This window comes from Solibacillus daqui, from assembly GCF_028747805.1.
Classification (GTDB): Bacteria; Bacillota; Bacilli; order Bacillales_A; family Planococcaceae; genus Solibacillus; species Solibacillus daqui.
In genome coordinates, this window is record NZ_CP114887.1 from 1,235,692 (window position 1) to 1,261,959 (window position 26,268).

Sequence of the window (26,268 nt, forward strand, 5' to 3'; positions counted from 1 at the left end):
TAAAAATGAAAATTCTGTGTTATTTTTAGATATAAGTGGAAAAAAATCAAAAGGAAGCTAATGGTATGAAAAGAAGCTCGTGGAATTTTCGTTTTTTTAAATACAATATGATTTTGGCCATTATTATTATTTTTATCGTGCTAATTTCGGCTTATTATGTGTTAGGTCAAATCGTTGAAAAGGAGATAGGTGAGCGCGCTGTAAATGTAGCAGAGGTTACTGCACTTCATCCTGTAGTGATTGAAGGGCTGAAAAAAGATACGACATCACCTGAAATTCAAGAAGTCGCCAAACAGATTCAAAAAAGCGCGGAGGCCGAATATGTTGTAATCGGTGATGAAAACGAAATTCGCTATGCACACCCTGTGAAAGAGAGAATTGGTCAACGAATGGTAGGGGATGATAACGAAGAGGCGTTAATTCATGGACGATCCTATATGTCGATTGCAGAAGGGACTTTAGGTGAAGCGCTTCGAGGGAAGGCTCCTGTTTTCGATGAAAATCGCAATATCATTGGTGTCGTGTCAGTTGGATATTTATATGAGGATATTTTTTCAATGAATATTAATTATACGAAAAATTTATTGCTTGTTTTGGCAATAGCAATCGTATTATCGGTTCTCTTATCTAGCTATTTGGCAAATAAATTAAAAAAACAACTACTCAATTACGAGCCACAGGAAATCGTCAAAATTTTATCAGAACGAAATGTGATTTTAGAAACAATTCGTGAAGCGATAATCATGGTAGATCGTAACGGCATCATTACATTAAGTAACCAAGCCGCAAATGATATTTTAACTAGTAATAATTCGGTAATTGGTGAAAATATAAAACAAGTACTACCAAATACGCAATTACTACGTGTTATGGAAACAGGTAAAGAGCAGCTAAATCGTGTGATGACCATTAATGGAACAAAAACGTTGGTAAACCGCATACCACTTGTAAATAATGGGGAGGTTTCTGGCGTGGTAGCAAGCTTTAGACCGTTTGAAGAGATTGATTTAGTCGCAAATGAATTATCCCAAGTTAAGCAATTTATTGAATCGCTTCGAGCACAAACTCATGAATATAATAACTTTTTGTACACAATATCGGGGTTGATTCAATTAAATGAATATGAGGAAGCATTGTATTTGATTCATTCGGAGCGTCTAGGGAATCATGCATTAATTGCGTTTATTAATGAGCATATTAAAGATATGTTTATTAATGGTTTAATAATAGGATTTTATAATCGGGCGAAAGAGTTGAAGGTTACACTTGTGTTAGATGAGGATAGTAGTTGTGGGAAGCTCGGTCATCTCATGGAGAAGCATATGTTTATCTCGATATTGGGGAATTTAATGACAAATGCATTTGAGGCAGTAGAACATTTGGAAGAAGAAGAGCGAATCATCCGCATTTATATTTATGAAAGTGAAAAAGAGGTTATTTGTGAGATAGAGGATTCAGGGGAAGGTATTCGAGAAGATCAAATGAAAGAAATATTTAAATTAAAGAGCTCCACAAAAGATAAAGATACGAGGGGCTATGGTTTACATATTGTACAGGATAATTTAAAAGCACTAAACGGCACGATTGCAATCGAAAAAGGCGATTTAGGCGGTGCATTATTTATTGTTTCAATTCCAAAAGAGGGGTGATTGGTTTGAGCAAGCAGATCGAAGTGTTAATTATTGAAGATGATATACGAATTGCGCAAATCCATGAAAAGTTTTTAAATCAAATCGAGGGATTTAAAACAATCGGGATGGCACATACAATTGAAGAGGCAAAAATGTGGATAGAAACTTTAAAGCCAGATTTGGTATTATTGGACATTTATTTCCCAGATGGTCTAGGAGTTAGCATTATCGATATGATTGCAGAGCACAAGATGCAGACGGATATTATTTTAATTACGGCTGCAGCAGAGATAGAGATTGTGAAAAAAGCCTATACTAGCGGTGTGACGGATTTTTTATTGAAGCCAATTACATTGCAAAAATTTACGTATTGTTTAGAGAAATATAAAGAAAAGCATCAAATTTTATCGTCCAATCAACATTTTCAAGCAGAGCAAATCCAAAAACTTTGGGATCATTATTCCGTTCCAAAGATTGAGCAAAATAAAAGCCCAAAAGGCATCGATATAATTACCAAAAATAAAATTATTGAATTTGTGATGACCATTGATGGAGGAATTACAGCGGAAAGCTTAGGTGCTGAAATAGGGATAAGTCGTACAACGGCGAGACGATATTTAGAGCACTTAATGGAAGAAAAGATTATTTTTGTCGAACATGTATATGGCTCGGTTGGTAGACCAGAGCGAAGATATTTTAGTACACGCAGCTGATTAATTCGGCTGCTTTTTTTCTGTTAAGAAAACTAAAGCGCCAGCCCCCTCGTCCAATTCGATCCTTCCTGTAAAAGTGGTAGAACGTGTACTTTTGCGTCGGGTCCTCCAATGTCACTCGGGGCTGAACAGGCGCTTTACCGCTTTTGTTCTGTGAACATTATGAACAAAATGAATTTTATGTAATTAAAAGTTAATATTTCGCTAATATATAAAATTTACAAATTATCCTTTTTAATAAAGATAGCGCTTACAAAGAGTGCAAAACATTTAGGGGGGATTTCTTTATGTCATTCAAAAAGAAATTATTAGCACTATTTTCTGCAACTACGCTGAGCTTAGCATTAGCAGCTTGTAGTGATAGCAGTGATGGGGAAAGCAAATCAACAAGCGATTATCCGAAAAACAATATTACAATTGTTGCGCCATCTGGAGCTGGTGGGGGCTGGGATTTAACGGCTCGTGCAATCGGTAAAACAATGAATGAGACAGGTTTAATTGATAAATCGATTACAATCGAAAATCAACCTGGTGGTGGCGGTGCGGTATTCATGGCATCGTACGCAACGAAAGAAGCGAAAAATGATTATATGTTAATGGTGAAATCACCACCAATTTTAATAAATAATTTAAAAGCAGAAGGAAATAGTCCATATGGCTATAAGGATACAACACCGCTTGCACAATTAACAAAAGACTATGGGGCGATTGTTGTAAAAAATGATTCGCCTTACCAAACAATTAAAGATTTACTTGATGCAATTAAAGCAGATCCATCAGCTTTAACTTTAGCAGGCGGTTCTGCACCGGGCTCTATGGACCATTTAATTACAATTTTACCTGCTTATGAGTATGGAATTGACCCGAAAGCAGTTAAATACGTGTCTTATGACGGCGGCGGGGAAGCAATGGCTGCATTATTAGGTAGTAATGCAGACGCAATCGGTACAGATATCTCGACAGTAACTTCATATGTAAAGAGTGGGGACGTTCGTGTATTGGCGGTAACTTCACCTGAAAAACTAGCAATCGAAGGCTTAGAAGATATTCCAACTTTATATGATGAAGGCATTGAAACAGAGTTCACAATTTGGCGTGGTATTTTTGGGCCGAAAGATATGTCTGAAGGTGCAAAAGATTACTGGATTGAAAAATTAACAGCTTTAAATGATAAAGAAGAGTGGAAATCAGCGTTAGCACGTAATGGTTGGGAACAAGAATTCCGTGCAGGGGATGACTTTACAAAATTCTTAGAAGAACAAGAGGCATCTATCGTAGAAATTTTAACAGCTTTAGGTATGCAGAAGTAATGAAGTAATGCGGGCAATTTAAGCTGCTCGCATTTCCTTCTAGGAGGTAGGGGCATGAATTTAAAATTCGATCAAATTGCGAGTGTTGTCTTTTTAGCAATCGGGATTTTGGTAACTGTAGAATCTCAAAAAATCTCAAGTAGCGCATATGGCTCTACAATTGGACCAAATACATTTCCAATGGGCTTAGGCATATTATTGATTGTTTTAAGTGTTTTGTTATTCATTGAAACGATTCAAAATAAGAAAACCTATAAAATTGTTGGGGAACATGAAGATATTAAATCGCCTAATTATAAACGATTTATCATCATTTTTTTATCGGCATTAGGTTATGTACTACTGTTGGACGTATTAGGCTATTTAATAACGACGTTTGTATTCTTGGTTATCGGATTCCAAACTTTAGAGCGCGGAAAAATACTGACATCTATTATTATAGCGGCAGTGTTTTCGAGTGTGATTTACTTTGGATTCGTCAATGTATTAGGCGGTTCATTACCAGGATTACCATTCTAGAGAGGGGGGATACACGATGGATACATTAGGATATTTATTTGACGGTTTTGCGATTGCATTTCAGTGGTACAACATTCTTTTTGCATTATTAGGCGTAATTATTGGAACAGCCGTTGGGGTTTTACCGGGAATTGGGCCAATGTCAGGGGTTGCATTATTAATCCCGGTAACTGCTACTTTAACGTCTGGTCTTCCATTAGAAGTAGCTGCGACTAGCTCAATCATCTTACTAGCAGGTGTTTACTATGGGGCAATGTATGGTGGATCTACAACATCTATTTTATTGAATACGCCTGGTGAGTCCTCTTCAGTTGTTACGACATTAGATGGTTATCAAATGGCCAAACAAGGTCGTGCGGGCTCAGCTTTATCAATTGCAGCAATTGGTTCATTCGTGGCGGGGATTGTATCGTTAATTGGTTTAGTGTTATTGGCACGTCCTCTTTCAAAAATAGCGATTAACTTTGGCCCAGCGGAGTATTTCTCATTAATGTTATTAGGTTTAGCGGCAGTGAGCGGATTGGCAGGTAAATCGATTACAAAAGCATTAATTATGACAGTTATTGGCTTATTGTTGGGGACAATCGGAATCGATGTAGTATCGGGAATTGCTCGTTTTACATATGACCAACCAGTCCTATTTAGTGGTATTGAATTTTTAACAATTGCAGTTGGTTTATTTGCACTTGGTGAAGTGTTTAAAACAATCTTTGAAAAAGACGGAGAAGATGAGCCAGTAGCCAAAATTAATCGGGTATTACCTACTAAGCAAGATTTAAAAGATAGTGCAGCGCCAATTGGTCGTGGTTCGTTATTAGGGTTCTTCCTAGGTGTATTACCTGGTGCTGGAGCTACATTAGCGTCATTCTTCGCTTATATCACAGAAAAGAAGATTAGTAAAAATCCAGAATCATTCGGTAAAGGCAATATTGCAGGAGTTGCTTCACCTGAGTCAGCAAATAATGCAGCATCTGGTGGTGCAATGATTCCATTATTAACGTTAGGTATCCCGGGTTCAGGAACAACGGCGATATTAATGGGTGCATTCATTATGTATAATATTCAGCCAGGTCCGCTCTTATTTTCAGAGCATCCAGATGTAGCTTGGGGTTTAATAGCAAGTATGTTTATTGGGAACTTAATGTTGTTAATATTAAACATGCCAATGGTAAAAATCTTTGCGAAAATTATTGAAACACCGAAGAAATATCTATTGCCAATCATTATTGCCATCTCAATTTTTGGGGTATATGCCGTTCAATATACAACGTTTGATTTATTATTGTTATTGGCTTGTGGTGTACTAGGGTATTTCTTTGCGAAAAATGATTTTCCGGTGGCTCCATTAGTACTAGCACTTGTATTGGGCCCGATGCTTGAAAATAATATGCGCCGTGCTTTAACAATTTCGAATGGTGATTATAATATTTTCGTTGCAAAGCCATTATCGTTAGTGTTCTTAGTTGTTGCGATGTTATGGATTATTATTCCAATAGTTTTAAAGTTACGTGGTAAAAATGTTATTATAAATGAAGAAGCTTAAGGGAAGAGAAGTCGTCAATTGGCGGCTTTTTTTCGTATTAGCAGGACAATCCGAATAAAGAAAGGTTGGTAGGAAATGAAAATCGTTCAACAATATGTTCTTGGTAGTGCAGATGTATTGCAAGTAGAGGAAGTAGCAATACCAACAATTGAGGAGCATGAAGTGTTAATTAAAGGTTACTTTACAAGTATCAATTTTGCAGATATTAAGGCGCGGACAGGAGTTAAAGGTGAGCCAACATTTCCTTTTACAATCGGGCTTGATTTAGTTGGAGAAATTGTGGAAAGCAAAAGTGAGAATTTTAAGGTTGGTCAAAAAGTAATGGCTTTTCCGAAAAATGGGTCTTACCGAGAATATGCTATTGCGTCAGAGCACCTCACATTTTTGCTTCCAGATGAAATTGATTTAAAACAAGTTGCTGCGATGCCGACTGTCATGATTTTAAGCTATATTTTACTGATGCAAATTGCACAGGTGAAGGAAACGGATACGATTGTTGTTCATAGCGCGAGTGGTGGTGTTGGTTCGAGCTTGATTCAGCTAGCAGTAATAATAGGTGTAAAGCAAATCATTGGCACGGTTGGCTCGGTTCAAAAGGCGAGCTTTGTAGAAAATTTAGGCGCGAATGCAGTTTATACGTATGATAATTTTGTTGAAGGAGTGAATGAGCGAACGAATGGCAAAGGTGCAGATGTCATTTTTGATTCGGTAGCAGGTGCAGTGACTACAAAAAGCTTGCATTGTTTGGCAAATTACGGAACACTTGTACAGTTTGGGAATAGTAGTGGTCAACCAGGAACGTTTTCAACCAATGATGTACATAATAGTTGCCGTAATGTAAAAGGATTTAGTTTAGGAACAACGAGAAAAGAAGATCCTTCAAGATTAAAGCCTGTTGTAGAAAAAATTATTTCGTATATTGAAAAGGGTATGCTACAAGTTCCGATAGAACGTATTTATTCATTAAACGACATACAAGAAGCACATCAATTGATGGAAAGTCGTGCACATCAAGGGAAAATCCTAATTCAACTGAACGGTGAAATAGTATAAAAAGAGTTTTGAAATAGAAATCATTCCATCACCCATTGCTGGGCTTACAATGGAAAACTATCCGATGTATTACGAGGCCTCATGACAATTGCCTAGCTAAGGTAGCCTCCAATAAAGAAACCTCGTAAAACAATTTGGACTAAAAAATTATCTTTCTTCCAATGTTAAAAGAAATAATCTGTAAATAATGAATGCCCCTAGGTACGCTCCAGTAACCAAGAAAATGGGCTTCAAAAAGAGTGCATGTATTGTTGTCATAAATACAGTATCATCAACAATTACTTGATAAATGGATGTAGCTGCAATATTACCAAAAATTATTGTCGATAGAACGGCAACTATATTGAAAAACATGTTGAATTTATTGCTTGAATGATTTAGGAAAAGCATTAAAGCAGGGGCAACTATGCTTGACATAACTAATAAGAATTTCAAAATATCACTCCTTCTTATTTTCCCATTATGTCCTTGCTCATCTGTATATAAACAAAGCAAATAACCGTAGCGAGTTCAGGCGCTCCGGTTTCTTTTTGCTTAATTAAGTGACAAATAATTATTGATTAAAGGGAATTATTTAGAAACAAGTAAACTAAAAATTTATAGAAAAAAATTAAGTTGTGAATATTGGTGGAAACAGTAGGGTGGTATTAATTTATAGGAATGCAAATTTTTATGGGGAAATCTTTTTATGTTACTTTCTATAATTCTATTAAGAATATTTGTAAATTACGAATAGTTGGATTATTCTAATATAAGATACTTAATTTTCCAAAAAATGAATAGAAAGGGTGTTGTTTGTGCTTCGAGCGTTGAAGGTTGGGCTGTTGATTGAGCGCACCAATCGTAAAAACTTAGTGGCGATACTAGCTGTTATAGTTGTCATGTTGGGCATGATGTTTTTCATCAAGGCTCAAGAGGTTGGGCAGCAGCTTGATGAAAAGAAGAGCGATTTTTACTATGGACGTGCTGCGTTGTCAAAGTTCCAGGTAAAGGATGCTTCCGAAGATGGAGATGGCAGTGATCTCTTCAAAAATTTGACGAAACAAAATAGTTCGATTGCACTGCAAATTGCGGGGCTGACGATGGAAAACTATCCGATGTATTACGAGGCGTCAATGCGCACAGCTGAGCTTCGGAAAGAGGCGTTTGACATGGAGGACTATGATAAAGTTGCGGATTTATTACCAACGAAACTCGAAAATACGCTCAACTATATGTATTTTAAACATTTAGTAGACGCCAAAAAACAAGAGGTTAGTAATTTATCGCAGTACATACCGTTTTTACTGTATTTCTTTAGTATTGCGGGCTTTGGCTGGTATATCTTTATTAGCTTTTATACGAGCTCAATTTTGCTGGATGATTTTGAACATACAAGCTTAATGAAGGGCTATCCTGTACGTTTTGACCAATACATCATATCAAAATGTATTATAGCATTTGGTTATGTCTTAGCCTTTATTGCACTTATATTTATTAGTGCTTTACCAACTTTAAGAAATGGCTTTGGAGATCTATCAGAGCCTGTACGTATTTTTTTAGGAGAACCAGCGATTGTTTCAAGTATCTCCTATATTGGACTTGCAGTATTATACATGATTGTAATTTCGATTTTTGTTATGCTCCTATCGATCATTTTGAACGTCTTATTAAAAAATATGTATTTAACGCTATTTATCCACTTTATTTTATTCTTTTTACCAATTTTATTTCCAAGGCTTATTAGTATGCTCCCATACAATCCTTTTAATTTTATGAGCTTTAATGATATTTTATCAGGTCTTCCAGTTGATTTAGAAAAGTCAACGCTGATTACAATGAATCAAGGATTACTTATTATGATCATTTGTATTGTTATCATGTTGTTCGTGATACAGCGCTTTTTCTCAACAGGAAAAATTAAACGGGCGTAAGGGGGACTAGCTATGTGGGGATATTTTAAATTTGAAATAAAGCAATTTTTTACAAACAAAAAAAATCTTGCGGTATTCGCTTTACTAACATTTGCGGCTATTTTTTATGCGTTTAAGCTAGCACCCGCTTATGATCCAATTGAAAAGGTAGACTATGATGAAATTGAGGCAAGGTATTTAACGCGTGAGGAATTTTTAGATTCGATGTTCGGAAAAAATTTATGGGAATATCATCCGACTGTCGGGTACGCTGTCGATACATATAAAGTCTTGAACCCATTTGATAAGCAGCGTTTAGAAGCTCTTGATGAAGGTGATTTACAGAAATATGCAGCAGCTACAAGCCAGTGGTATTTTGTTACAAATATGAACACATATCGTAATGATTTATTAGCATACAATCCACGCTATTATACGGAAGACAGACGATTTGCTGAAGAAGAAGCCTACTTTGCCTATTTTGAACAATTTCAGCGCTATGATTCGTATGAAAGAGTATGGTATGAGTTGACAATTGAAATTTTTGAACAACGAACAGCACTTCAAACATTAGAACGCTTATTGAAAGGTCCTTTACCATACATTATTTTAATTGCAACGCTACTACTTACAATCGATATCGTAACCAAAGATCGTCTTCACCCATCCATTTTAAAGGGCTTCCCAATTGCAGATTGGAAGCGGTTATTAGTGAAGGCAATTGTAGGATTAACAGGTAGTGTACTTCTTTGGATACCGATTTTTGTTGGAATAATCATTATTGGCTTCCAATTTGGTTTTGGAAATTTCGATTTGCCTACCCCTGTATTTGGCTATGACATGATTGCACAAAATGAAGGTAAATTTGTGTATATGTCAATAGGTATGTTTTTGCTACGCTGCTTCTTATTATTAGCAGCATGGATGTTAGTCATCATTTCAGCAGTACTATTATTTAGTATTTTATTCCGTCAAGAAATGCTCAATATGGTAGTTGTACTATTACTAATTTTTGGTGAACGCTTTTACACAAGTCGATCCATCGGTTATTTCTGGGATGTCCAAAATTATCCTACATCGTATGTACAAGTAGGGAAAATCGTCTCAAAATATCAAAACTTCTATTTTACAACACCGAAATTACATGACATGCTCGGACTAAAATTACTTTTAATCACTGCAGTAATACTAATCGTGCTAACGTTAGTGGTTTCGCTATCGAAGCGCTTTAAGTTAATTAAATAGGAGGGTCTAACATGATCGATATTCAAAATATTACAGTGCAGTTCGGTGACCGGAAAGTACTAAATGATATTGCAATTCAGTTCCACCAAGGAGAAATGATCGGCCTTGTTGCTCCGAATGGAACAGGAAAGTCTACGCTTATGAACGTCATTATGAATTATTTAGTACCAACAAAAGGTAAAGTTGCATTCCGTAATGGACTTGCATATTCTAGTAAAACGAACGAAGTAAAAATCCATCAATTCGTGTCATTGATGCCAGATCAAAGTGATTTGTACAACTATTTATCAGGTCGTGACCATTTAAAAATGTTTGCAATGATGTGGGGCTCAGACAAAAAGCTTATTGATGAAACAATTGAAGTGTTAAACATGGGGCATTACGTCAACAAAAAAACAGGTACGTACTCACTTGGTATGCGACAACGATTATGCTTTGCAATGCAAATTGTAGCGAATACCGAAATTATGATGATGGATGAAGTAATGAACGGACTTGACCCAAATAATGTCGAAATCATTTCGCGATTATTGATGAAGAAAAAAGCAGAGGGTAAGCTCATTATTATCGCGTCGCATTTACTCGATAACTTAGAAAAATATGCAGACCGTATTTTCTTATTTAATGAAGGAAAGCTTATCGATGCGAACGAAATTATTGATGGTTTTAGTCATGCCAAAATCAAAACGATTCGCGTGAAAAACTTAGACGAATCGATTAAACGTGATTTACAACAAAGCTATCCATCAATAGATCAGCAAACATTAATGAATGATATGACGCTGCTACATTTACCACATTCAGAGGCGAGCTTACTTAGTGAGCTGACGACGTTTTTAGTTGATAAAGATGTTACAGACTTTAACTTTGGTAAAGTTACGTTAAATGATTTATACGCGCTTTATTATCATGAGGTAATATAAAAGGAACCTTCGTCAATATGAAATTGACGAAGGTTTTTGATTTATACGCTACTTATTTCTATGAATACATTGTTTGGACAACTCAAAATAATACGGTTGACAATATACCTATAGGGGTATATGATAGGGCTAGTAAAAGATTTATCAAAATTCACGGAAATGTAAAGGGGAATTTGAATGAAGAAAATTGTAATCGTTGGTGGCGTTGCGGGTGGTGCATCTGCAGCAGCACGAATTCGCCGTTTAGATGAACAAGCACAAATTGTCATGTTTGAAAAAGGTCCCCATGTTTCGTTTTCAAACTGTTCGTTACCGTTTTACTTAAGTGGTGTTGTAACAGATTCGAAAAAATTAGTTATGATGAACCCAAACTCGTTTGAAGCAAAATATAATATTGATGCACGTGTTAATAGTGAAGTTGTTACGATTAATCGTGACAAAAAATTAGTAACAGTAAAAAATGTAGTAACAGGTGAAAGCTATGAAGAAGCGTATGATGTGTTAATTTTATCACCTGGCGCAAGTCCAATTGTACCAAAGCTTGAAGGTGTTGAATTACCGCATGTATTTACAGTGCGTAATGTTGTAGATATTGAAAAATTACACAATGCAATTGTTGAAAAGGATGCAAAAAATATTGCCGTAATCGGTGGTGGCTTTATCGGCGTGGAAGTGGCTGAAAACTTACGCCTTGCTGGTCGTAATGTGTCATTAGTTGAATTTGCACCTCAAATTTTAACACCATTTGATGATGATATGGTACAAATTTTGCATAAAGAAATGATGGATCACGGTGTGGATTTAGTTGTTGGGGATGGCTTAGCGTTAATTAATGAGCAGGCCATTACGTTAAATTCAGGTAAAGTGATTGATGCGGATATCGTGGTCTTAGCGATTGGGGTACGTCCTGAAACGACATTAGCAGTAGAAACAAATCTTGAAATCGGTGAAACAGGGGCAATCGCTGTTAACCAAAACTATCAAACGAGTGACCGTAATATTTATGCAGTAGGAGATGCGATTGAAGTATATCACCGCTTAATGAACAAAAAAACACGTTTAGCACTTGCAGGACCGGCACAAAAGCAAGCACGTGCGATTGCAGACCATATTTACGGTATTCCGAACCAAAATCGTGGTGTGATTGGTTCATCAAGCATTCAAGTGTTTGATTTAGCAGCTGCATCAACAGGGTTAAATGAGCGTACAGCGAAGCAATTAGACATACCAACAGAAGCGGTGTATGTTATTGCACCAGATAAAGTAGGATTAATGCCATCTAGTAATCCGTTACATTTTAAGTTAATTTACGAAGTGCCAACAGGTCGTATTTTAGGTGCGCAAGCGATTGGTAAAGGGAATGCCGATAAGCGTGTTGATGTGATTGCGACACTCATTTCAATGGGCGGAACAATAGAAGACTTAAAAGATTTAGAGCTTTCGTATTCACCAATGTTCTCAACAGCTAAGGACGTGTCAAATATGGCGGCCCTAGTAGCATCGAACATTATGGCAGGGCGCTTCAAGCAAGTCCGCGTTGACGAAGTTCGTGGGTTAGTAGAATCAGGTGCAGTCATTATTGACGTACGTGAGCCAAATGAATTTGCAAACGGTGCATTAAAAGGTGCAATCAATATTCCATTAGGTGAAATCCGTACTCGCATGAATGAAATTCCAAAGGACGTCCCAGTATATGTACATTGTCGTTCATCACAACGTAGCTATAATGCGGTAATGGCACTTGAAAACAGCGGCTATGATAATGTATATAATATTTCAGGTTCGTTTTTAGGAATTAGCTTATACGAATATTTCAATGACCAACAACTAGGCCGTGAGCCGATTGTAACAAGCTATAATTTTAAATAAGTTAAATATGGTGGGGATAATAAATTTTATTTCCACCATAACTTTTCGGTTGACATATACCTGCAGGGGTATTATTATAAGGTTAAGCAAAACGGAGAAAGAGGTGAGCTTATGCAATACGATGCAAAGGTAACAGCACGTATGAAACGAATTGAAGGTCAGCTTCGTGGCGTACTTCGCATGATGGAAGAAGAAAAAGATTGCAAAGAAGTCATCACACAGTTAAGTGCAATTCGTTCTGCAGTCGATCGAACAATCGGTGTTATTGTATCCGACAATTTAGTTGAGTGCTTGTCTAAAGAAGCTGAAAATGAATTAGACAAAAACGAATTGGTCAAACAAGCAGTAGAATTATTAGTAAAAAGTCGATAAGGCTTTTTATTTTTCAAAATAAAAATACCTATAGGGGTAAGGAGATAATATGGAAAAGAAAAAAACAACCATCGTTTTATTTAGTGGAGATTACGACAAGGCAATGGCAGCCTATATTATTGCCAATGGTGCGGCGGCTTATGATCATGAGGTAACAATTTTCCATACGTTCTGGGGTATTAACGCATTACGTAAACAGGAGCCAGTTCAAGTGAAAAAAGGCTTCCTAGAAAAAATGTTTGCGAAAATGATGCCACAAGGTGCTGAAAAATTAGGATTATCGAAAATGCAAATGCTTGGCATGGGTCCAAAAATGATTAAGCATGTAATGGAAAAGCATAACGCGCTTACATTAACACAGCTCATTGAAATGGCACAGGAGCAAGATATTAAGCTAATTACTTGTACGATGACAATGGATTTACTTGGACTTCAAGAAGCCGAGTTGCTAGATGGCGTTGAATATGCAGGGGTTGCCGCATATTTAGCAGATGCTGAAGATGGAACAGTAAACTTATTTATATAAGAGGTGCTAAATGGAAACGATCATCATCATTGCAGTTATAGTTACATTTTTTGCATGGCGCATGAAGCCAGCAAAAGGAATTCAAACAATTTCTACAGCGAAAGCGCAAGAAATTATCAATGACAAAGATAAAGTATTTATCGATGTGCGAACGCCAGCGGAATATAAGGCGCGGAATGTCCGACAATTTAAAAATATGCCGCTTGGTACAGACTATTCGAAATTACCGAAAGACAAAGAAATTGTAGTCATTTGTCAAAGTGGAATGCGTTCGATGCAAGCGTGTAAGCAATTAAAAAAATTAGGCTTTGAAAAAGTAACCAATGTCCGCGGTGGCATGAGTGCTTATTAAGAGGAGGAACAAAAAATGAAAACGATCTTACCACAAGAAGTGCAAGCAAAATTACAAGCAGGCGAAGCGTTAAACTTAATTGACGTACGCGAAGTTGATGAAGTGCAAGCGGGTCATATTCCTGGTATTACACATATTCCACTTGGATTATTTGAATTCAAAATGAATGAACTTGATAAAAATAAATCGTATATTATGGTTTGTCGTTCTGGTGGGCGCAGTGGCCAAGCAACAGCATTTTTAGACTCACATGGTTTTAATGTAACAAACATGGTTGGTGGCATGCTCGAGTGGGCTGGAGACGTAGAATAATTTTTTTTGAAAGAAAATATACCCTGTTAGGTATAAATGGAGGCTTACAATGATTCAATCACATATACAGTTAGATGCAAAAGGTCTTGCATGTCCAATGCCAATTGTGAAAACAAAAAAGGCAATGGCAGATGTAGCAGAAGGTCAAGTGTTAGAAGTGCAAGCAACAGATAAAGGCTCAGTAGCAGATTTAGCGGCTTGGAGTAAAACAACTGGTCATCAATACATTGGGCATCAAGAACAAGATGGTGTGTTTTTCCACTATATTCGTAAATGTAATCCAGATGTAAATGAAGCGGCGGATAAAACATTTGAACACACGATTTCAAATGAAGAAGCAGTAGCAAGTGAAGGCTTAATTTTAGACGTACGTGAAGCGGCGGAATTCGCATTTGGTCATATTCCAAATGCAAAATCAATTCCAATGGGTGAATTACAAGGTCGTTTCAATGAATTAAACAAAGACGAAGCGATTTACGTCATTTGCCGTACAGGTACACGCTCAGATTTAGCAGCTCAGCAATTAGTTGCAGCAGGATTTACAAACGTATATAACGTCTTACCAGGTATGACTGGCTATGAAGGCGAATTAAAGAAAGAGGTACAATAATATGTCAAACAAAGTAGCGATTATCGCAGCAAACGGTGGTCTTTTCGATGCTTATAAAGTATTCAATATCGCAACAGCTGCAGCAGCATCAGATAAGGAAGTAGAAATTTTCTTCACATTTGAAGGCTTAAACTTAATTCATAAAGAAGCAATGCATGCTCTAGAAATGCCAGCAGGAAAAGAGCATTTTGCAGAAGGTTTTAAAAATGCGCAAGTTCCATCTATTCCACAATTAGTAGAAATGGCACAGGAGCTAGGTGTAAAGTTCATCGCTTGCCAAATGACAATGGACGTAATGGGCTTAACGAAAGAAAACTTCGTGGATGGCATTGATGTAGGCGGCGCTGTAACATTCTTAGAGTTCGCGAAAGACGCAGCACCAACATTAACATTCTAATGAAATTTGATAGGGAGGGCTCTCTCTATCAAAAAAATTTAAATAAAAATATACCTATGGGGGTAATTGGAAGATGGTAGTGAAAACTTGGAAAGCTGCGGATGTTGCCCGCTATGTAATTGACAATAAAGAATTATTTATTTTAGACGTACGTAATGAAGACGCATTTGAAGACTGGAAAATCGACGGCCACAAATTTGAATACTTAAACATTCCATACTTTGAGTTATTAGATGGTGTAGAAGAAATTTTACCAAAAATCCCTACTGATAAAGATGTATTAGTTGTTTGTGCGAAGGAAGGTTCGTCAATTATGGTAGCAGAAATGCTATCGGATGCAGGGCGTAATGTTGGTTATTTAGCAGGTGGTATGAAATCATGGTCAACTTATTTAGAGCCTATTAAAGTAGGAGACTTAAACGGTGGTGGTGAATTATATCAATTCGTTCGTTTAGGTAAAGGCTGTCTTTCTTATATGGCAATTTCTGAAGGTGAAGCAGCAATTATTGATGCGGTGCGCTTTACAGAAGTATTCACGAAGTTCGCTGAAGAAAAAGGTGTAGAGATTAAACACGTATTCGACACACACTTACACGCAGATCATATTTCTGGAGGTCGTCACATTGCAGCTGCTACTGGTGCAACCTATTATTTACCACCAAAAGATGCAGAAGAAGTCGTGTTTGACTTTACAGCTTTAGAAGACGGATTAACAGTGCAATTAGGTTCTTCTCAAATTGAAGTTGGCGCACTTTATTCACCAGGTCATACAATCGGTTCAACATCATTTGTAATCGATGCAAAATATTTATTAACAGGTGATATTTTATTCATCGATTCAATCGGACGACCTGACTTAGCTGGTTTAGCTGAGGACTGGGTAGGCGATTTACGTGAAACATTATACAAACGTTACCGTGAACTAGTAGCAGATTTAGTTGTATTACCAGCACACTTCATGATTATTGAAGAATTAAATGAAGATGGAACAGTTGCAAAACGTTTAGGTGATTTATTCGCTGAAAACCACGGTCTAAACGTAGAAGATGAAGCAGTATTCCGCAAAATGGTTACTGACGGATTACCACCACAACCTAATGCTTATCAAGAAATTCGTCAAGTGAATATGGGTAAAATCACTCCAGATGACGAAGAGCAAACAGAGATGGAGATTGGTCCAAATCGTTGCGCTGTGCGCTAACGATTTAGACCAATCAAGAAGAACAAAAGCTAAAAACGCCACGTCGTGTGGCAACGCTTTTGTGACATGCAGCGTGCTGTCTCAAACCGTTGCGCAGTACGCTAATTAGCCAAAGTAAAACTATTATGAAATGTTACACATACGCTTGCCTCACGCTCAAGAGGCAAGCAACCGTCTTGTACGGTAAAATCGATAATCGCTTACAAATTATAAGAAAAGAGGAACTTAATATGAATATTACAAAAACTTTAGACGCAAAAGGCATTGCTTGCCCTATGCCAATCGTACGTACAAAGAAAACAATTGACACAATTAACTCAGGTGAAGTACTTGAAGTATTAGTAACAGACAAAGGGGCTTTAAGTGATTTCCCAGCGTGGTCAAAAGCAAGTGGACACACAATTTTAGAAACAAAAGAAGAAGATGGTGTACATTTCTTCTACATTCAAAAAGCATAACAATGTTATAGGCGAGTAGGGCATTGTTCTACTCGCTTTAACTTGATTCAGTGGGGTTCAAAGTACGACTGAATACGCCTCGGAGTAATTGATTACTTAGAAAGAAGGAAAAAGCAATGGAAATTGATTTATCATTCACATATATTGCTGTCATTTTTGCGCTTGGATTTATTGGTTCGTTTATTTCGGGCATGCTCGGGGTCGGGGGTTCCATTATTAAATACCCAATGCTGCTGTACATTCCACCATTATTCGGTTTGGCGGCATTTACTGCACACGAAGTATCAGGCATTAGTGCCGTACAAGTATTTTTCGCGTCAATTGCGGGTGTTTGGGCCTATCGTAAAAGCGGCTTATTAAATAAAGATTTAATCATCTACATGGGGGCATCCATATTAATTGGTAGCTTTATCGGTAGTTATGGGTCAGGCTTTTTATCAGAAGATGCCGTTAATATCGTCTATGGTTTACTCGCAGTTATTGCAGCGGTTATGATGTTTATTCCACGTAAAACCGTAGAGGATGCAAGCGTAATTACTTTTAATAAAGCATTGGCGAGCTCATTAGCATTAATTGTCGGGATTGGATCAGGTATTGTCGGGGCAGCAGGTGGCTTTTTACTTGTACCGATTATGTTAACTGTATTAAAAATTCCAACACGTGTGACAATCGCGACGAGTTTAGCGATTACATTTATTTCGTCAATTGGTGGTAGTGTCGGTAAATTGATGACAGGTCAAGTCGAATACTGGCCAGCCTTTTTAATGATTATTGCAAGTATCATAGCTGCTCCACTCGGCGCAAAAGCTGGGCAAAAAATGAACATCAAAATTTTACAAGCCTTACTTGCAATCCTAATAGGTGCAACGGCTATTAAAATATGGGTTGATATCTTGTTATAACAAATTGCGAAGTAAGTTTTCACTTATTGATATGAAATTGCTAAGTGAAATCAATTAATTTTTTAAAATGAAAAGAAGCGCTACTTCACAATTTCGAAGTAGCGCTTCTTTTATGTTTTTATGTTTAATAATGTGTAGCTAAGGTCGTGTTGGCTTGAATTTTTTGGTGAATTTGTTGTTCGATTTCGGCTTTTGACTGTTTTAATGTTAGCTCTAAAATATCAAATATGACCATTGAAACTTGCTGTAGCATTTGTGCATCTTGTGAAGCCAGTTTCTTTTCTTGTTGCTCTAATTCTTGCTCTTTGCGAAGAATAGTATTCATGAGCTGTGCGATTTCCAAATGATTATTTTTGCCCAAAATTTGAGAATGATTGCGTTGGCGATTTGTTATGCGTTCGTCCCATTCGCTTGCTTCATTGGAAAAAATGTCGAGCATTTTTCTTGCTTCATCGTAGCTAAGTAATTGTTCAAGCTGACAGTTATCGCTTTCTACCGGGTGATATAATGTGACACCTGGTTGCAATTTTGACTGTAAAACATAGTACTGCATCGGTGTTCCAGTGAAGTTTTGTTCTACTATGCTATCGATTTGGCAAATTCCATGTGATTTATACAAAGTAAGATCACCAATTTTGTACATGTTTATAGCCCTCCTAAATGTTGTTAATTCTATTATAGGTGAAATAAAATTTTGCGTCAACTAAGTTGACTTTTAACTTGATTCAGAAAATACTAATTCTCGATAAGCAATGCGGGAGGTATGAAAGTCCTCCATTCAGTGGAGTTTAAAATCGGGCTGAATCAGGGAACAAAGGCTAATGCCCCCAGCGGATGTCACAGATTTATAGAGGAGTTAATTTAGGATGTTAGCCTAAGTTCATCAAATCCATGCAATAACGGCTAACTGATCTACATTAGGCTGGCCCAAGCCCGAAAAAACCTAGCCGAGAGTTAGCCGGCGTAATTGATAATAGTAATTGAAAAAATAAAAAAGGTTTAGTATGATGCTTGAGAAGTTATTGAACGGACAGTAAGGAGTGCAACACATGAATGATTTAATAGAATTATTATATCGACAACGTAAGCAGTTAAGCCATGTAGCGGAGACAATGTGGAACAGCAAATATGAATTACATTTAACAAGCTCAGAATGGTCTGTATTAAAGAGTATTTTTGAAGGGAAAAGAACCGTCCCAGAGCTTGTTGTTCAGCTAGATATTACAAAGCAGGGCGTACACAAGTTTTTACAATCATTGCAAGATAAAGAGCTGATTAAAACAGAGCTTGTAAAGGGAACAAAGCTACAAAAAGTCGCTTCATTAACAGACAAGGGTCAGGATGCAATGCGAAAAAGTTTGGCACTAGATTATGAAATTTCAGAAATGGTGCGTTCTTCAATCGGTCAAGAGCAATACGAACAGCTTATTTCGATATTAGGAAAACCATTAATTTCTAATTAAAGTGACACATTATGCCTTTATTAAACGTATTACTATTAAAGGAGTGGAACAATATGAAAGAAAAAGAATTTATTACGCAAGAGCATATTGCAACACGCAATAAATTTCGAACATTAGGGCCAATTGTTTTAGGGGCAGGGATATTGTGTGTAGTTATAGCAGGTATTGATTTTTTTACTTTAGATTTCTTTGAATCTCCTAAATATTTTTACCTATTTTTTATTGGCTTGCCATTACTTGCAATTGGCTTTTATTTCACTGGCCTAGGTTATGGTTCGAAATTGGCTGCCTATCAAAGTCGTGAAATGGCACCAGTTGCAAAGGACACATTTAATTATTTAGCGAATGAAACGACAGGGAGCATTGAGAAAATTGCACAGGCTGCACAGAAGGGGAAAAGTGCTGTTGTGGAAGCGAAGCAATGCGGCAATTGTCAAGAATTAAATAAAATCGATGCAAAGTTTTGCAATGAATGTGGCAATGCGTTGTAATGAAAAAAGGAGTGTTCGATTTACTTTCGATTCACTCCTTTTTCGATTTAAAGAATCCCTTTATCAGAAAAAATCGCGTCAATGCCGAGTTGTTCCATTTGCTGAGCGATTTTTTGGTTATTAACTGTATAGGCACGGACAATGATGCCTCGTTGAATCGCAAGCTGAATAATCGAGCGCATGCCGTAATAGTAAGGAATATGGATGGCCTGACAATCAAAATTTCGTACGTATTCATCAAGGTTTGTAATGAGTGAAGCAAATAACAGTGCACAGTTGATGTTTGGCTGAATCTGCTGAAAACGGGCAATTGTTTCGTGATTAAACGATGATACAATGATACGTTCTTTTTGTTGGAATTTTTCAATGGCATTGGCAACAAGAATTTCAATACCGGGATATTCAAATACATCAGACTTAATTTCGATATTGATTTGGTGTTTGGTGTCTTTGAAAATATCAAGAACCTCTTCCAATGTACAAATTTGTTCGCCTGCAAATTTTTCTTCAAACCATGAGCCAAAATCATAGGTTTTTAATTCGGCTAATGTTAAGTCCTTCACAAAACCAGTGCCATTTGATGTGCGGTCGATTGATTCGTCATGAATAACGACTAAATGTTGATCCTTCGTTAAATGCACGTCAAATTCTACTCCCCAGCAGGAAAGTTTTGCAGCTTGTTGAAAAGCAATTGCAGTGTTTTCAGGGAAGCTAGCACTAAGTCCACGATGGGCAAGAATTTTCATAATTGACCACCTTTAGCGTTCACATGCAATGCCATCATTGTCACGATCGCTCTTATTATTTTTTGCGTATAATTCAGCTGAAACGAAAGGCTTATACTTCGTTTTTCCACCAACATTTTTAACAGTAGCGCTTTTGGCAATACCACCAGAATAAATGGCATTAATTTCTTTGCAATTTTTGTATTCAACAATTTTTACTTTTGTCGATGCCTCTGCTTCAATTGTAGAGATGGTAACACTTCCTATTAATGCAACACTCATAAAAATAGGGTAAATGTATTTTTTCAAATTAAAATCCTCCGCAAAATGTATTTTTCAACATTTTACCAAAAAAAGAAACGAATTCACAAGGAAGGATGTGAATTCGCTAAAATAACTAACCCATAATATGATAGCCGCTATCGATGTAGATTGTTTCGCCAGTAACGCCACGAGATAAATGGCTAAGCATAACAATGGTCATATCTGCTACTTCTTCTTGATTCGTATTGCGTTTAAGTGGTGCATTTTCTTCAATTTTATGCAAAATTTCATTGAAGCTTGGCACACCTTTTGCAGCTAATGTTCGAATCGCACCAGCCGAAATCGCATTGACACGGATATTTTCAGCACCTATATCAGACGCTAAATAACGCATAGACGCTTCAAGTGCAGCCTTTGCAACTCCCATTACATTGTAGCCTGGTAAGACACGTTCTGCCCCTAAATAAGACATTGTCACGATTGAACCGCCTTCTGTCATATAAGGCTTTGCAGCTTTTGCAACGGCAATCAATGAATACGCACTTGTATCTTGAGCAAAGGCATAGCCATCACGCGTTGTTTCAACGAAGCGATTGTGTAAGTCCTCGGCGTGTGCAAAAGCAACAGAGTGTACAATTCCGTGAATCACACCAAACTGCTCACCAATTTGTGTGAAGGCATTTGCAATACTTGCATCATTGTTAACATCACATTCTACAATAGTAGCTTCTTGACCAGCTAAAAGTTTTTCTATTTTACTTTTTGAGCGTTCTTTTCGATATGTGAAAATAACATTTGCTCCTACATCAAATAGTCGCTTTGCAATGCCCCAAGCTATACTACGCTCATTAGCAACACCCATAACGACAACATTTTTACCTTGTAATTGTAGTAAATCCATAAAGACACCCCTGTATAATAGTTATTATTAGTACCAACTACTAATAATAACTATAACATTGCACGCGTAACGTGTAAATCATTTTCTAGGACAAAATAAAAAACGATCTCTTAATTAAAAAAATCAAGAAATCGTTTGAGTTATTTTATTCAAATTTTAATGCGTCGCCGTCGAATGACTCATCTGCAACTTTGATTGAATCTGTTGGGCAGCCTTCAAATGCATCTTGCATATCTTCTAGTAGATCTTCTGGAACTATAGCAGTACCCATGTTATCATCTAAAATAACGATTGCAATTCCTTCATCATCATAATCATAAATGTCAGGTGCAGCAGCGCCACAAGCGCCACAAGCGATACAAGTATCTTTATCTACGATTGTATATTTTGGCATTGTTATCTCTCCTTTGTCCGTTCGCTTCCATAAAGCTCTTATTTATTCTAAATGTGTTCTTCTTACATTTCAACATAATACTACGAAAATGAGGGATTTGATTTGCTAATTCAACAAATTCTTTTAAAAATCTTACATAAATTTCAACAGGAACGAACTGTTTCCGCTGCTTTTCATCTACTAAAGGGTAAACGCTCTGGGCAAACAATTCAAGATGTAGGTCTTTATAAATTGTATCAGTTTTTTGGCCTTTTACCAAAATTACCCCGTCCAATATTTGATCAGCAAATTGATTTACTATTTGCTAAAAATTATATTGATATAGATGAGAATGGTTATTACGAAATGTCTGATAAAGGGAAAGAGCTTGCATCACAGCCGTTATCGATTACTTTTGATAGTTGGCATTATCGTGGCAATGAACATCTATTTTTCGGTCGTTTATCACTTGTTGTACAGAGTTTGTCACATCAAGTAAATGACCAGAAAGCATTTATCCCCATTGAGCGAAACGATCAAATTCAAGGGTGGGTGCGTCAATTTTTAATCGCAAATCGTTTTCAGCAACATTCACTTCAATTACAATTATATGAAGAAATGACAATGTGTTTGACAAAATTATCAGTTGAAGAACGAGTGAAAGAAATACTTATCTTCCGATTAACGGGCTACAACGAACCCGGATTTACTTGGCAGCAGTTAGCATTTGGCTATCACATGCAGGAAATGGACGTGCAGCTCTATTATATTAGTGGTTTACACGCATGGTTAAATAAAATCGAGATCGAGCAGCAGTCATCCTATTATCCGTTATTATCACAAATTGCGAAGGAAATTCGTGTGGAGGCACTGTTAACGATGTCAGCAAATGAAACAGCCCAGCTCTTTAAAAAAGGGCATTCAATCGAAGAAATCAGTCTTATTCGTCGATTAAAATCAAATACTATTGAAGATCATATTGTTGAAATGGCAATGAATGAACCGAACTTTTCTATCGATGAATTCGTTACAATGGATGACCAACAGCAAATTTTACAAACAGTTGAAGATTACGAAACAAAGCGTTTAAAAACATTAAAGGAAATTTTGCCGCATGTAAGTTATTTTCAATTGCGTTTAACATTGGCGAAAGGGGCGACAACGCAATGAATTTAGATGCAACTTTACAGCAATTTTTTGGCTATGAAACCTTTCGACCAGGTCAACGAGAAATTATTGAAGCACTCGTAAACGGGCAAGATGTTGTAGCAATTTTACCGACGGGTATGGGAAAATCATTGTGCTATCAGCTGCCAGGATATTTGTTTTCAAAACCCGTGCTTATCATTTCACCGCTACTATCTCTTATGCAAGATCAGGTTGACCAGTTAAAGCATCGTGGGGAAAAGCGAGTCGTGGCACTGAATTCGTTTTTATCACCAGAGCAAAAGCGTTATGCACTGCATTTTTTACATGAATATCGCTTTATTTTTGTATCTCCGGAAATGTTGCTTCAGCCTCAAGTGAAAGCGCGTTTGGAGCAAATGGAATTGTCGTTAATTGTTGCGGATGAGGCACACTGTATTTCACAGTGGGGGTTTGATTTTCGTCCTGATTATTTGCGAATTGGTGAAGTGTTATCGCAAATAAATCGGCCTCCAATTTTAGCATTATCAGCAACAGCTACCGATTCAGTTATTGAAGATATACAGCATTATTTAATGATGCATGACCCATTTCGTTATATGCATTCGGTCAATCGTGAAAATATTTATATGGTGAAAAAAGCATTTACTCATAAAGAAGATAAAATAGAGTGGATTAAAGATCATGTTACTAGCACATCAGGACCGGGTATTATTTATACGCAATCTCGAGCAAAAACAGAGGCAATCAGCTTGCAGTTACTTGAAAGAAATATTGCCGTAGCAGCGTACCATGCTGGTAAGGATTCTCAGGACCGTCAATTTATTCAGCAGCAATTTTTAACGGGTAAGCTAGAATGGATTGTAGCGACCAATGCGTTTGGCATGGGAGTTCATAAAGACAATGTCCGACAAATCATCCATGAAACAATGCCGTCCACGTTATCAAACTATATGCAAGAAATCGGGCGTGCTGGGCGAGATGGTCAAGACGCGGTAGCATTTTTACTACATGCGGAGGGTGATGAGCAATATGCAAAATTTATCGGAACTGAGGATTTACCAAAAGAAATACATATTGACCGATTTATGCAAGTAATCGCAAGTGGAGAACAGCCAAATGTGTTATTGGCGCGCGGAGAATTAACTGAAGTCGCCTTTCGTGTATTAAATTATTGGCTACAGCAAGAGTCGCCAGAACAAGTTAAGAAGCGTATGAAAGAGATGCAATTTAAAAAGTATGCTGAAGTGAATCTTGTGTTAAAGCTAATTGAAAACACGGATTGCATGCGTAAGCAAGTTGTCAATTATTTTGGGCAGCAGCTAATTCAAAAGCAGCAAAACTGTTGTAGCAATTGTGGAATTGATGTTGCACCGTTTTTGAAGCCTCGCGAAGAGCGACAGGAAACACAAATGACGACTTGGCAGCAGCGTTTACAGCAAATATTGGTTCGAAACTAGTAATTTTAGCACGAACCGTTTACTTTTTTGTAGATATTCGTCATAATATACGTAAATGTTTTAGTAGTTGGAGGGTTGAGAGACCATGACAAAAGAAGATTACCGTGAGAAGGTAGAGGAGCATCGTCAAGAGATCGACTTACATAATGAGTCTGGTGCAAAATTGTCACGTACTAGCCGAAATCAGAAAAAAGGTAAGAAAAAACAATCGAATCCAATTATGACACTTTTAGTTGTTGTCTTAATTTTTATTCCATTGAGCATCTTAGGTTATGTATGGTTATTTTATGAGCCAAGTGCATCAGAAGCTGAAACTGTGGAAGAAAATAAAGATAATGTTGTCTTAGAAATTGTAAAACAGAACGAGGATTCAACAAAGGATACGGCTGATGACAAAGATGACGAAGAAAAAGCTGATGATACTAAAGATAAATCAACAGATGCTGATAAAGATGCTGAGCAAGAAAAAGAGAGTTTAGCGGCTGAAGAAGCGAAAAAAGCGGAAGAGGCTCAAAAAGTTGCAGCCCAAAAAGCAAAAGCGCTAGAAGAAAAGAAAAAAGCAGAAGAAGCAGTGAAAGCACAGCAAAAAACGCATACCGTTCAATCTACGGATAATCTATACCGAATCGCCATAAAATATTATGGAGATGGAAGCCCGGCTAATATCGAAAAAATTAAATCGGCAAATAATTTAGCAACGGATAGTATTTCAACAGGGCAAGTATTAGTAATAATTCCGTAATGTGTCCATAATTTATAGCTGTATAGAGGAATAGCAAAAGACGAAACGTGACAAGCGCTCGTCTTTTTCTTTTGATTGGAGGTTGATGAAATATGGTTGTTATCACCATCATTGTGCTCACTTGCGCTGTGATAATGTTGCAGATGTGGAAGCAGGCCAATGAAAATAATGTTCGAACACATGAAGTAACAGCAGTTGGTACTGGTAAGCCAGTGCAACTCTTTTTTATTTCAGATACGCATGCACGAAAGATTAACGACAAAATGATACAGAATATTAAAGGACAGGTAGATGCAGTAATTATAGGTGGCGATTTTGTTGACCGTCGCACAACGAAACAAACACTACTGGAAAATATTCAACTATTAAAAACACTTGGTCCCATTTATTTTGTATGGGGCAATAATGATATAGAATTTGATGCACAAAAACTACATGCATTATTTTTACAACATGATGTTACAGTCCTTGAAAACGAAGTGGTGAAAATAGGGAAAGATCAAAACTTTTCTATATGTGGGGTAACATTTAGTCCAAATTTGGAACAAGTAAAAGATGCATTTCGTTCTTGTGATTTAAACAAAACAGCGTTTATTGCACATAATCCTGAACTTTTTACAAGTGTACACAAACATTTCAAGCCACTACTGAGCATCGGTGGTCATTTACATGGTGGGCAAATTCGTATTTTTGGCTGGGGCATACAGCCACATGGCTATTTTAAACAACAGGGTCGCTATTTTGAGTTAGTTAGCAATGGCTATGGCACAACTTTACTCCCAATTCGATTAGGAGCGAAACCAGAGTGTCATGTGATTAAAATAATATTCGAGCAAAATAAAACGTTTACCGTAAATTAGCAGTATAATAAGATG

The 26,268-nt window shown here is 37.0% G+C and carries 30 protein-coding genes; 25 read left to right on the forward strand and 5 right to left on the reverse strand.

All coding sequences use genetic code 11. From position 1 onward, the window contains the following. Positions 1 to 65: 65 nt before the first annotated feature. The 19 genes from O7776_RS05815 (at position 66) to O7776_RS05905 (ending at position 17,828) form a co-directional block, all read left to right on the forward strand. The gene (locus tag O7776_RS05815; RefSeq protein WP_274309663.1) at positions 66 to 1,649 is read left to right on the forward strand and encodes an ATP-binding protein; all 1,584 of its coding nucleotides are present in this window, start codon (positions 66 to 68) and stop codon (positions 1,647 to 1,649) included. Continuing rightward, entirely contained in the window at positions 1,646 to 2,344 is a 699-nt protein-coding gene (locus tag O7776_RS05820; RefSeq protein ID WP_337999457.1) for a response regulator, read from the forward strand. Before O7776_RS05815 ends, O7776_RS05820 begins: the two co-directional genes overlap by 4 nt. Positions 2,345 to 2,631: 287 nt before the next feature. Continuing rightward, a complete protein-coding gene (locus O7776_RS05825; protein ID WP_274309665.1) occupies positions 2,632 to 3,654 on the forward strand; it encodes a Bug family tripartite tricarboxylate transporter substrate binding protein in 1,023 nt (340 codons plus the stop codon). Between the two features lie 54 nt (positions 3,655 to 3,708). Beyond that, positions 3,709 to 4,173, forward strand: a complete 465-nt coding sequence (locus O7776_RS05830; protein ID WP_274309666.1) for a tripartite tricarboxylate transporter TctB family protein — start codon at positions 3,709 to 3,711, stop codon at positions 4,171 to 4,173. Between the two features lie 16 nt (positions 4,174 to 4,189). Beyond that, positions 4,190 to 5,716, forward strand: a complete 1,527-nt coding sequence (locus tag O7776_RS05835; RefSeq protein ID WP_274309667.1) for a tripartite tricarboxylate transporter permease — start codon at positions 4,190 to 4,192, stop codon at positions 5,714 to 5,716. A gap of 75 nt (positions 5,717 to 5,791) precedes the next feature. Continuing rightward, the gene (locus O7776_RS05840) at positions 5,792 to 6,769 is read left to right on the forward strand and encodes a quinone oxidoreductase family protein (protein ID WP_274309668.1); all 978 of its coding nucleotides are present in this window, start codon (positions 5,792 to 5,794) and stop codon (positions 6,767 to 6,769) included. A 797-nt stretch (positions 6,770 to 7,566) separates the two neighbouring features. Continuing rightward, positions 7,567 to 8,682: an ABC transporter gene (locus tag O7776_RS05845; RefSeq protein ID WP_274309669.1), complete on the forward strand. Its 1,116-nt coding sequence runs from the start codon at positions 7,567 to 7,569 to the stop codon at positions 8,680 to 8,682. Positions 8,683 to 8,694: 12 nt separating this feature from the next. Then, on the forward strand, positions 8,695 to 9,906 hold the full coding sequence (locus tag O7776_RS05850; protein ID WP_274309670.1) for an ABC transporter permease: 1,212 nt from the start codon (positions 8,695 to 8,697) through the stop codon (positions 9,904 to 9,906). An 11-nt stretch (positions 9,907 to 9,917) separates the two neighbouring features. Continuing rightward, positions 9,918 to 10,829: an ABC transporter ATP-binding protein gene (locus tag O7776_RS05855; RefSeq protein WP_274309671.1), complete on the forward strand. Its 912-nt coding sequence runs from the start codon at positions 9,918 to 9,920 to the stop codon at positions 10,827 to 10,829. A gap of 177 nt (positions 10,830 to 11,006) precedes the next feature. Continuing rightward, positions 11,007 to 12,698 (forward strand): FAD-dependent oxidoreductase, encoded by a 1,692-nt coding sequence (locus tag O7776_RS05860; RefSeq protein ID WP_274309672.1) that lies wholly within the window; start codon positions 11,007 to 11,009, stop codon positions 12,696 to 12,698. Between the two features lie 111 nt (positions 12,699 to 12,809). After that, positions 12,810 to 13,070: a metal-sensitive transcriptional regulator gene (locus O7776_RS05865; protein ID WP_274309673.1), complete on the forward strand. Its 261-nt coding sequence runs from the start codon at positions 12,810 to 12,812 to the stop codon at positions 13,068 to 13,070. Positions 13,071 to 13,119: 49 nt separating this feature from the next. After that, complete coding sequence (locus O7776_RS05870; RefSeq protein WP_274309674.1) at positions 13,120 to 13,596, forward strand: DsrE/DsrF/DrsH-like family protein; 477 nt, start codon at positions 13,120 to 13,122, stop codon at positions 13,594 to 13,596. A 10-nt stretch (positions 13,597 to 13,606) separates the two neighbouring features. Then, complete coding sequence (locus tag O7776_RS05875; protein ID WP_274309675.1) at positions 13,607 to 13,948, forward strand: rhodanese-like domain-containing protein; 342 nt, start codon at positions 13,607 to 13,609, stop codon at positions 13,946 to 13,948. 15 nt (positions 13,949 to 13,963) lie between these two features. Next, positions 13,964 to 14,260 carry a rhodanese-like domain-containing protein gene (locus O7776_RS05880; RefSeq protein WP_274309676.1) on the forward strand — a complete coding sequence of 99 codons (297 nt, stop codon included), beginning with the start codon at positions 13,964 to 13,966 and terminating at the stop codon, positions 14,258 to 14,260. A gap of 49 nt (positions 14,261 to 14,309) precedes the next feature. Then, on the forward strand, positions 14,310 to 14,870 hold the full coding sequence (locus O7776_RS05885; RefSeq protein WP_274309677.1) for a sulfurtransferase TusA family protein: 561 nt from the start codon (positions 14,310 to 14,312) through the stop codon (positions 14,868 to 14,870). 1 nt (position 14,871) lies between these two features. Beyond that, the gene (locus O7776_RS05890) at positions 14,872 to 15,267 is read left to right on the forward strand and encodes a DsrE/DsrF/DrsH-like family protein (RefSeq protein WP_274309678.1); all 396 of its coding nucleotides are present in this window, start codon (positions 14,872 to 14,874) and stop codon (positions 15,265 to 15,267) included. A 73-nt stretch (positions 15,268 to 15,340) separates the two neighbouring features. After that, the gene (locus O7776_RS05895; RefSeq protein WP_274309679.1) at positions 15,341 to 16,468 is read left to right on the forward strand and encodes an MBL fold metallo-hydrolase; all 1,128 of its coding nucleotides are present in this window, start codon (positions 15,341 to 15,343) and stop codon (positions 16,466 to 16,468) included. A gap of 230 nt (positions 16,469 to 16,698) precedes the next feature. After that, on the forward strand, positions 16,699 to 16,926 hold the full coding sequence (locus O7776_RS05900) for a sulfurtransferase TusA family protein (RefSeq protein ID WP_274309680.1): 228 nt from the start codon (positions 16,699 to 16,701) through the stop codon (positions 16,924 to 16,926). Positions 16,927 to 17,042: 116 nt separating this feature from the next. Then, the gene (locus O7776_RS05905) at positions 17,043 to 17,828 is read left to right on the forward strand and encodes a sulfite exporter TauE/SafE family protein (protein WP_420802152.1); all 786 of its coding nucleotides are present in this window, start codon (positions 17,043 to 17,045) and stop codon (positions 17,826 to 17,828) included. Between the two features lie 124 nt (positions 17,829 to 17,952). Here the strand turns inward: O7776_RS05905 and O7776_RS05910 are convergent, their stop codons facing one another. Beyond that, entirely contained in the window at positions 17,953 to 18,471 is a 519-nt protein-coding gene (locus O7776_RS05910; RefSeq protein ID WP_274309681.1) for a CarD family transcriptional regulator, read from the reverse strand. A 406-nt stretch (positions 18,472 to 18,877) separates the two neighbouring features. Here O7776_RS05910 and O7776_RS05915 point away from each other — a divergent pair, with 406 nt between their 5' ends. Both O7776_RS05915 and O7776_RS05920 read left to right on the forward strand, forming a co-directional pair. After that, positions 18,878 to 19,291 (forward strand): MarR family winged helix-turn-helix transcriptional regulator, encoded by a 414-nt coding sequence (locus O7776_RS05915; RefSeq protein ID WP_274309682.1) that lies wholly within the window; start codon positions 18,878 to 18,880, stop codon positions 19,289 to 19,291. Between the two features lie 53 nt (positions 19,292 to 19,344). Further along, a complete protein-coding gene (locus O7776_RS05920) occupies positions 19,345 to 19,782 on the forward strand; it encodes a zinc ribbon domain-containing protein (protein WP_274309683.1) in 438 nt (145 codons plus the stop codon). A gap of 47 nt (positions 19,783 to 19,829) precedes the next feature. On the opposite strand, the gene O7776_RS05925 is transcribed toward O7776_RS05920, so the two are convergent. The 4 genes from O7776_RS05925 to O7776_RS05940 form a co-directional block, all read right to left on the reverse strand. After that, positions 19,830 to 20,528, reverse strand: coding sequence for a glycerophosphodiester phosphodiesterase (locus tag O7776_RS05925; protein WP_274309684.1), 699 nt, complete (start codon positions 20,526 to 20,528; stop codon positions 19,830 to 19,832). A gap of 12 nt (positions 20,529 to 20,540) precedes the next feature. Next, the gene (locus tag O7776_RS05930; RefSeq protein WP_274310450.1) at positions 20,541 to 20,789 is read right to left on the reverse strand and encodes an excalibur calcium-binding domain-containing protein; all 249 of its coding nucleotides are present in this window, start codon (positions 20,787 to 20,789) and stop codon (positions 20,541 to 20,543) included. A 115-nt stretch (positions 20,790 to 20,904) separates the two neighbouring features. Further along, a complete protein-coding gene (locus O7776_RS05935) occupies positions 20,905 to 21,672 on the reverse strand; it encodes an enoyl-ACP reductase FabI (RefSeq protein ID WP_274309685.1) in 768 nt (255 codons plus the stop codon). 145 nt (positions 21,673 to 21,817) lie between these two features. Then, positions 21,818 to 22,066, reverse strand: a complete 249-nt coding sequence (locus O7776_RS05940) for a ferredoxin (protein ID WP_274309686.1) — start codon at positions 22,064 to 22,066, stop codon at positions 21,818 to 21,820. Positions 22,067 to 22,168: 102 nt separating this feature from the next. On the opposite strand from O7776_RS05940, the gene O7776_RS05945 reads away from it, so the two are divergent. The 4 genes from O7776_RS05945 (at position 22,169) to O7776_RS05960 (ending at position 26,253) form a co-directional block, all read left to right on the forward strand. Continuing rightward, positions 22,169 to 23,215: a YpbB family protein gene (locus O7776_RS05945; protein ID WP_274309687.1), complete on the forward strand. Its 1,047-nt coding sequence runs from the start codon at positions 22,169 to 22,171 to the stop codon at positions 23,213 to 23,215. Continuing rightward, positions 23,212 to 24,651, forward strand: coding sequence for a RecQ family ATP-dependent DNA helicase (locus O7776_RS05950; RefSeq protein ID WP_274309688.1), 1,440 nt, complete (start codon positions 23,212 to 23,214; stop codon positions 24,649 to 24,651). Before O7776_RS05945 ends, O7776_RS05950 begins: the two co-directional genes overlap by 4 nt. A gap of 85 nt (positions 24,652 to 24,736) precedes the next feature. After that, a complete protein-coding gene (locus tag O7776_RS05955) occupies positions 24,737 to 25,393 on the forward strand; it encodes a LysM peptidoglycan-binding domain-containing protein (RefSeq protein WP_274309689.1) in 657 nt (218 codons plus the stop codon). Positions 25,394 to 25,485: 92 nt separating this feature from the next. Beyond that, positions 25,486 to 26,253: a metallophosphoesterase gene (locus O7776_RS05960; RefSeq protein ID WP_274309690.1), complete on the forward strand. Its 768-nt coding sequence runs from the start codon at positions 25,486 to 25,488 to the stop codon at positions 26,251 to 26,253. Positions 26,254 to 26,268 lie beyond the last annotated feature (15 nt).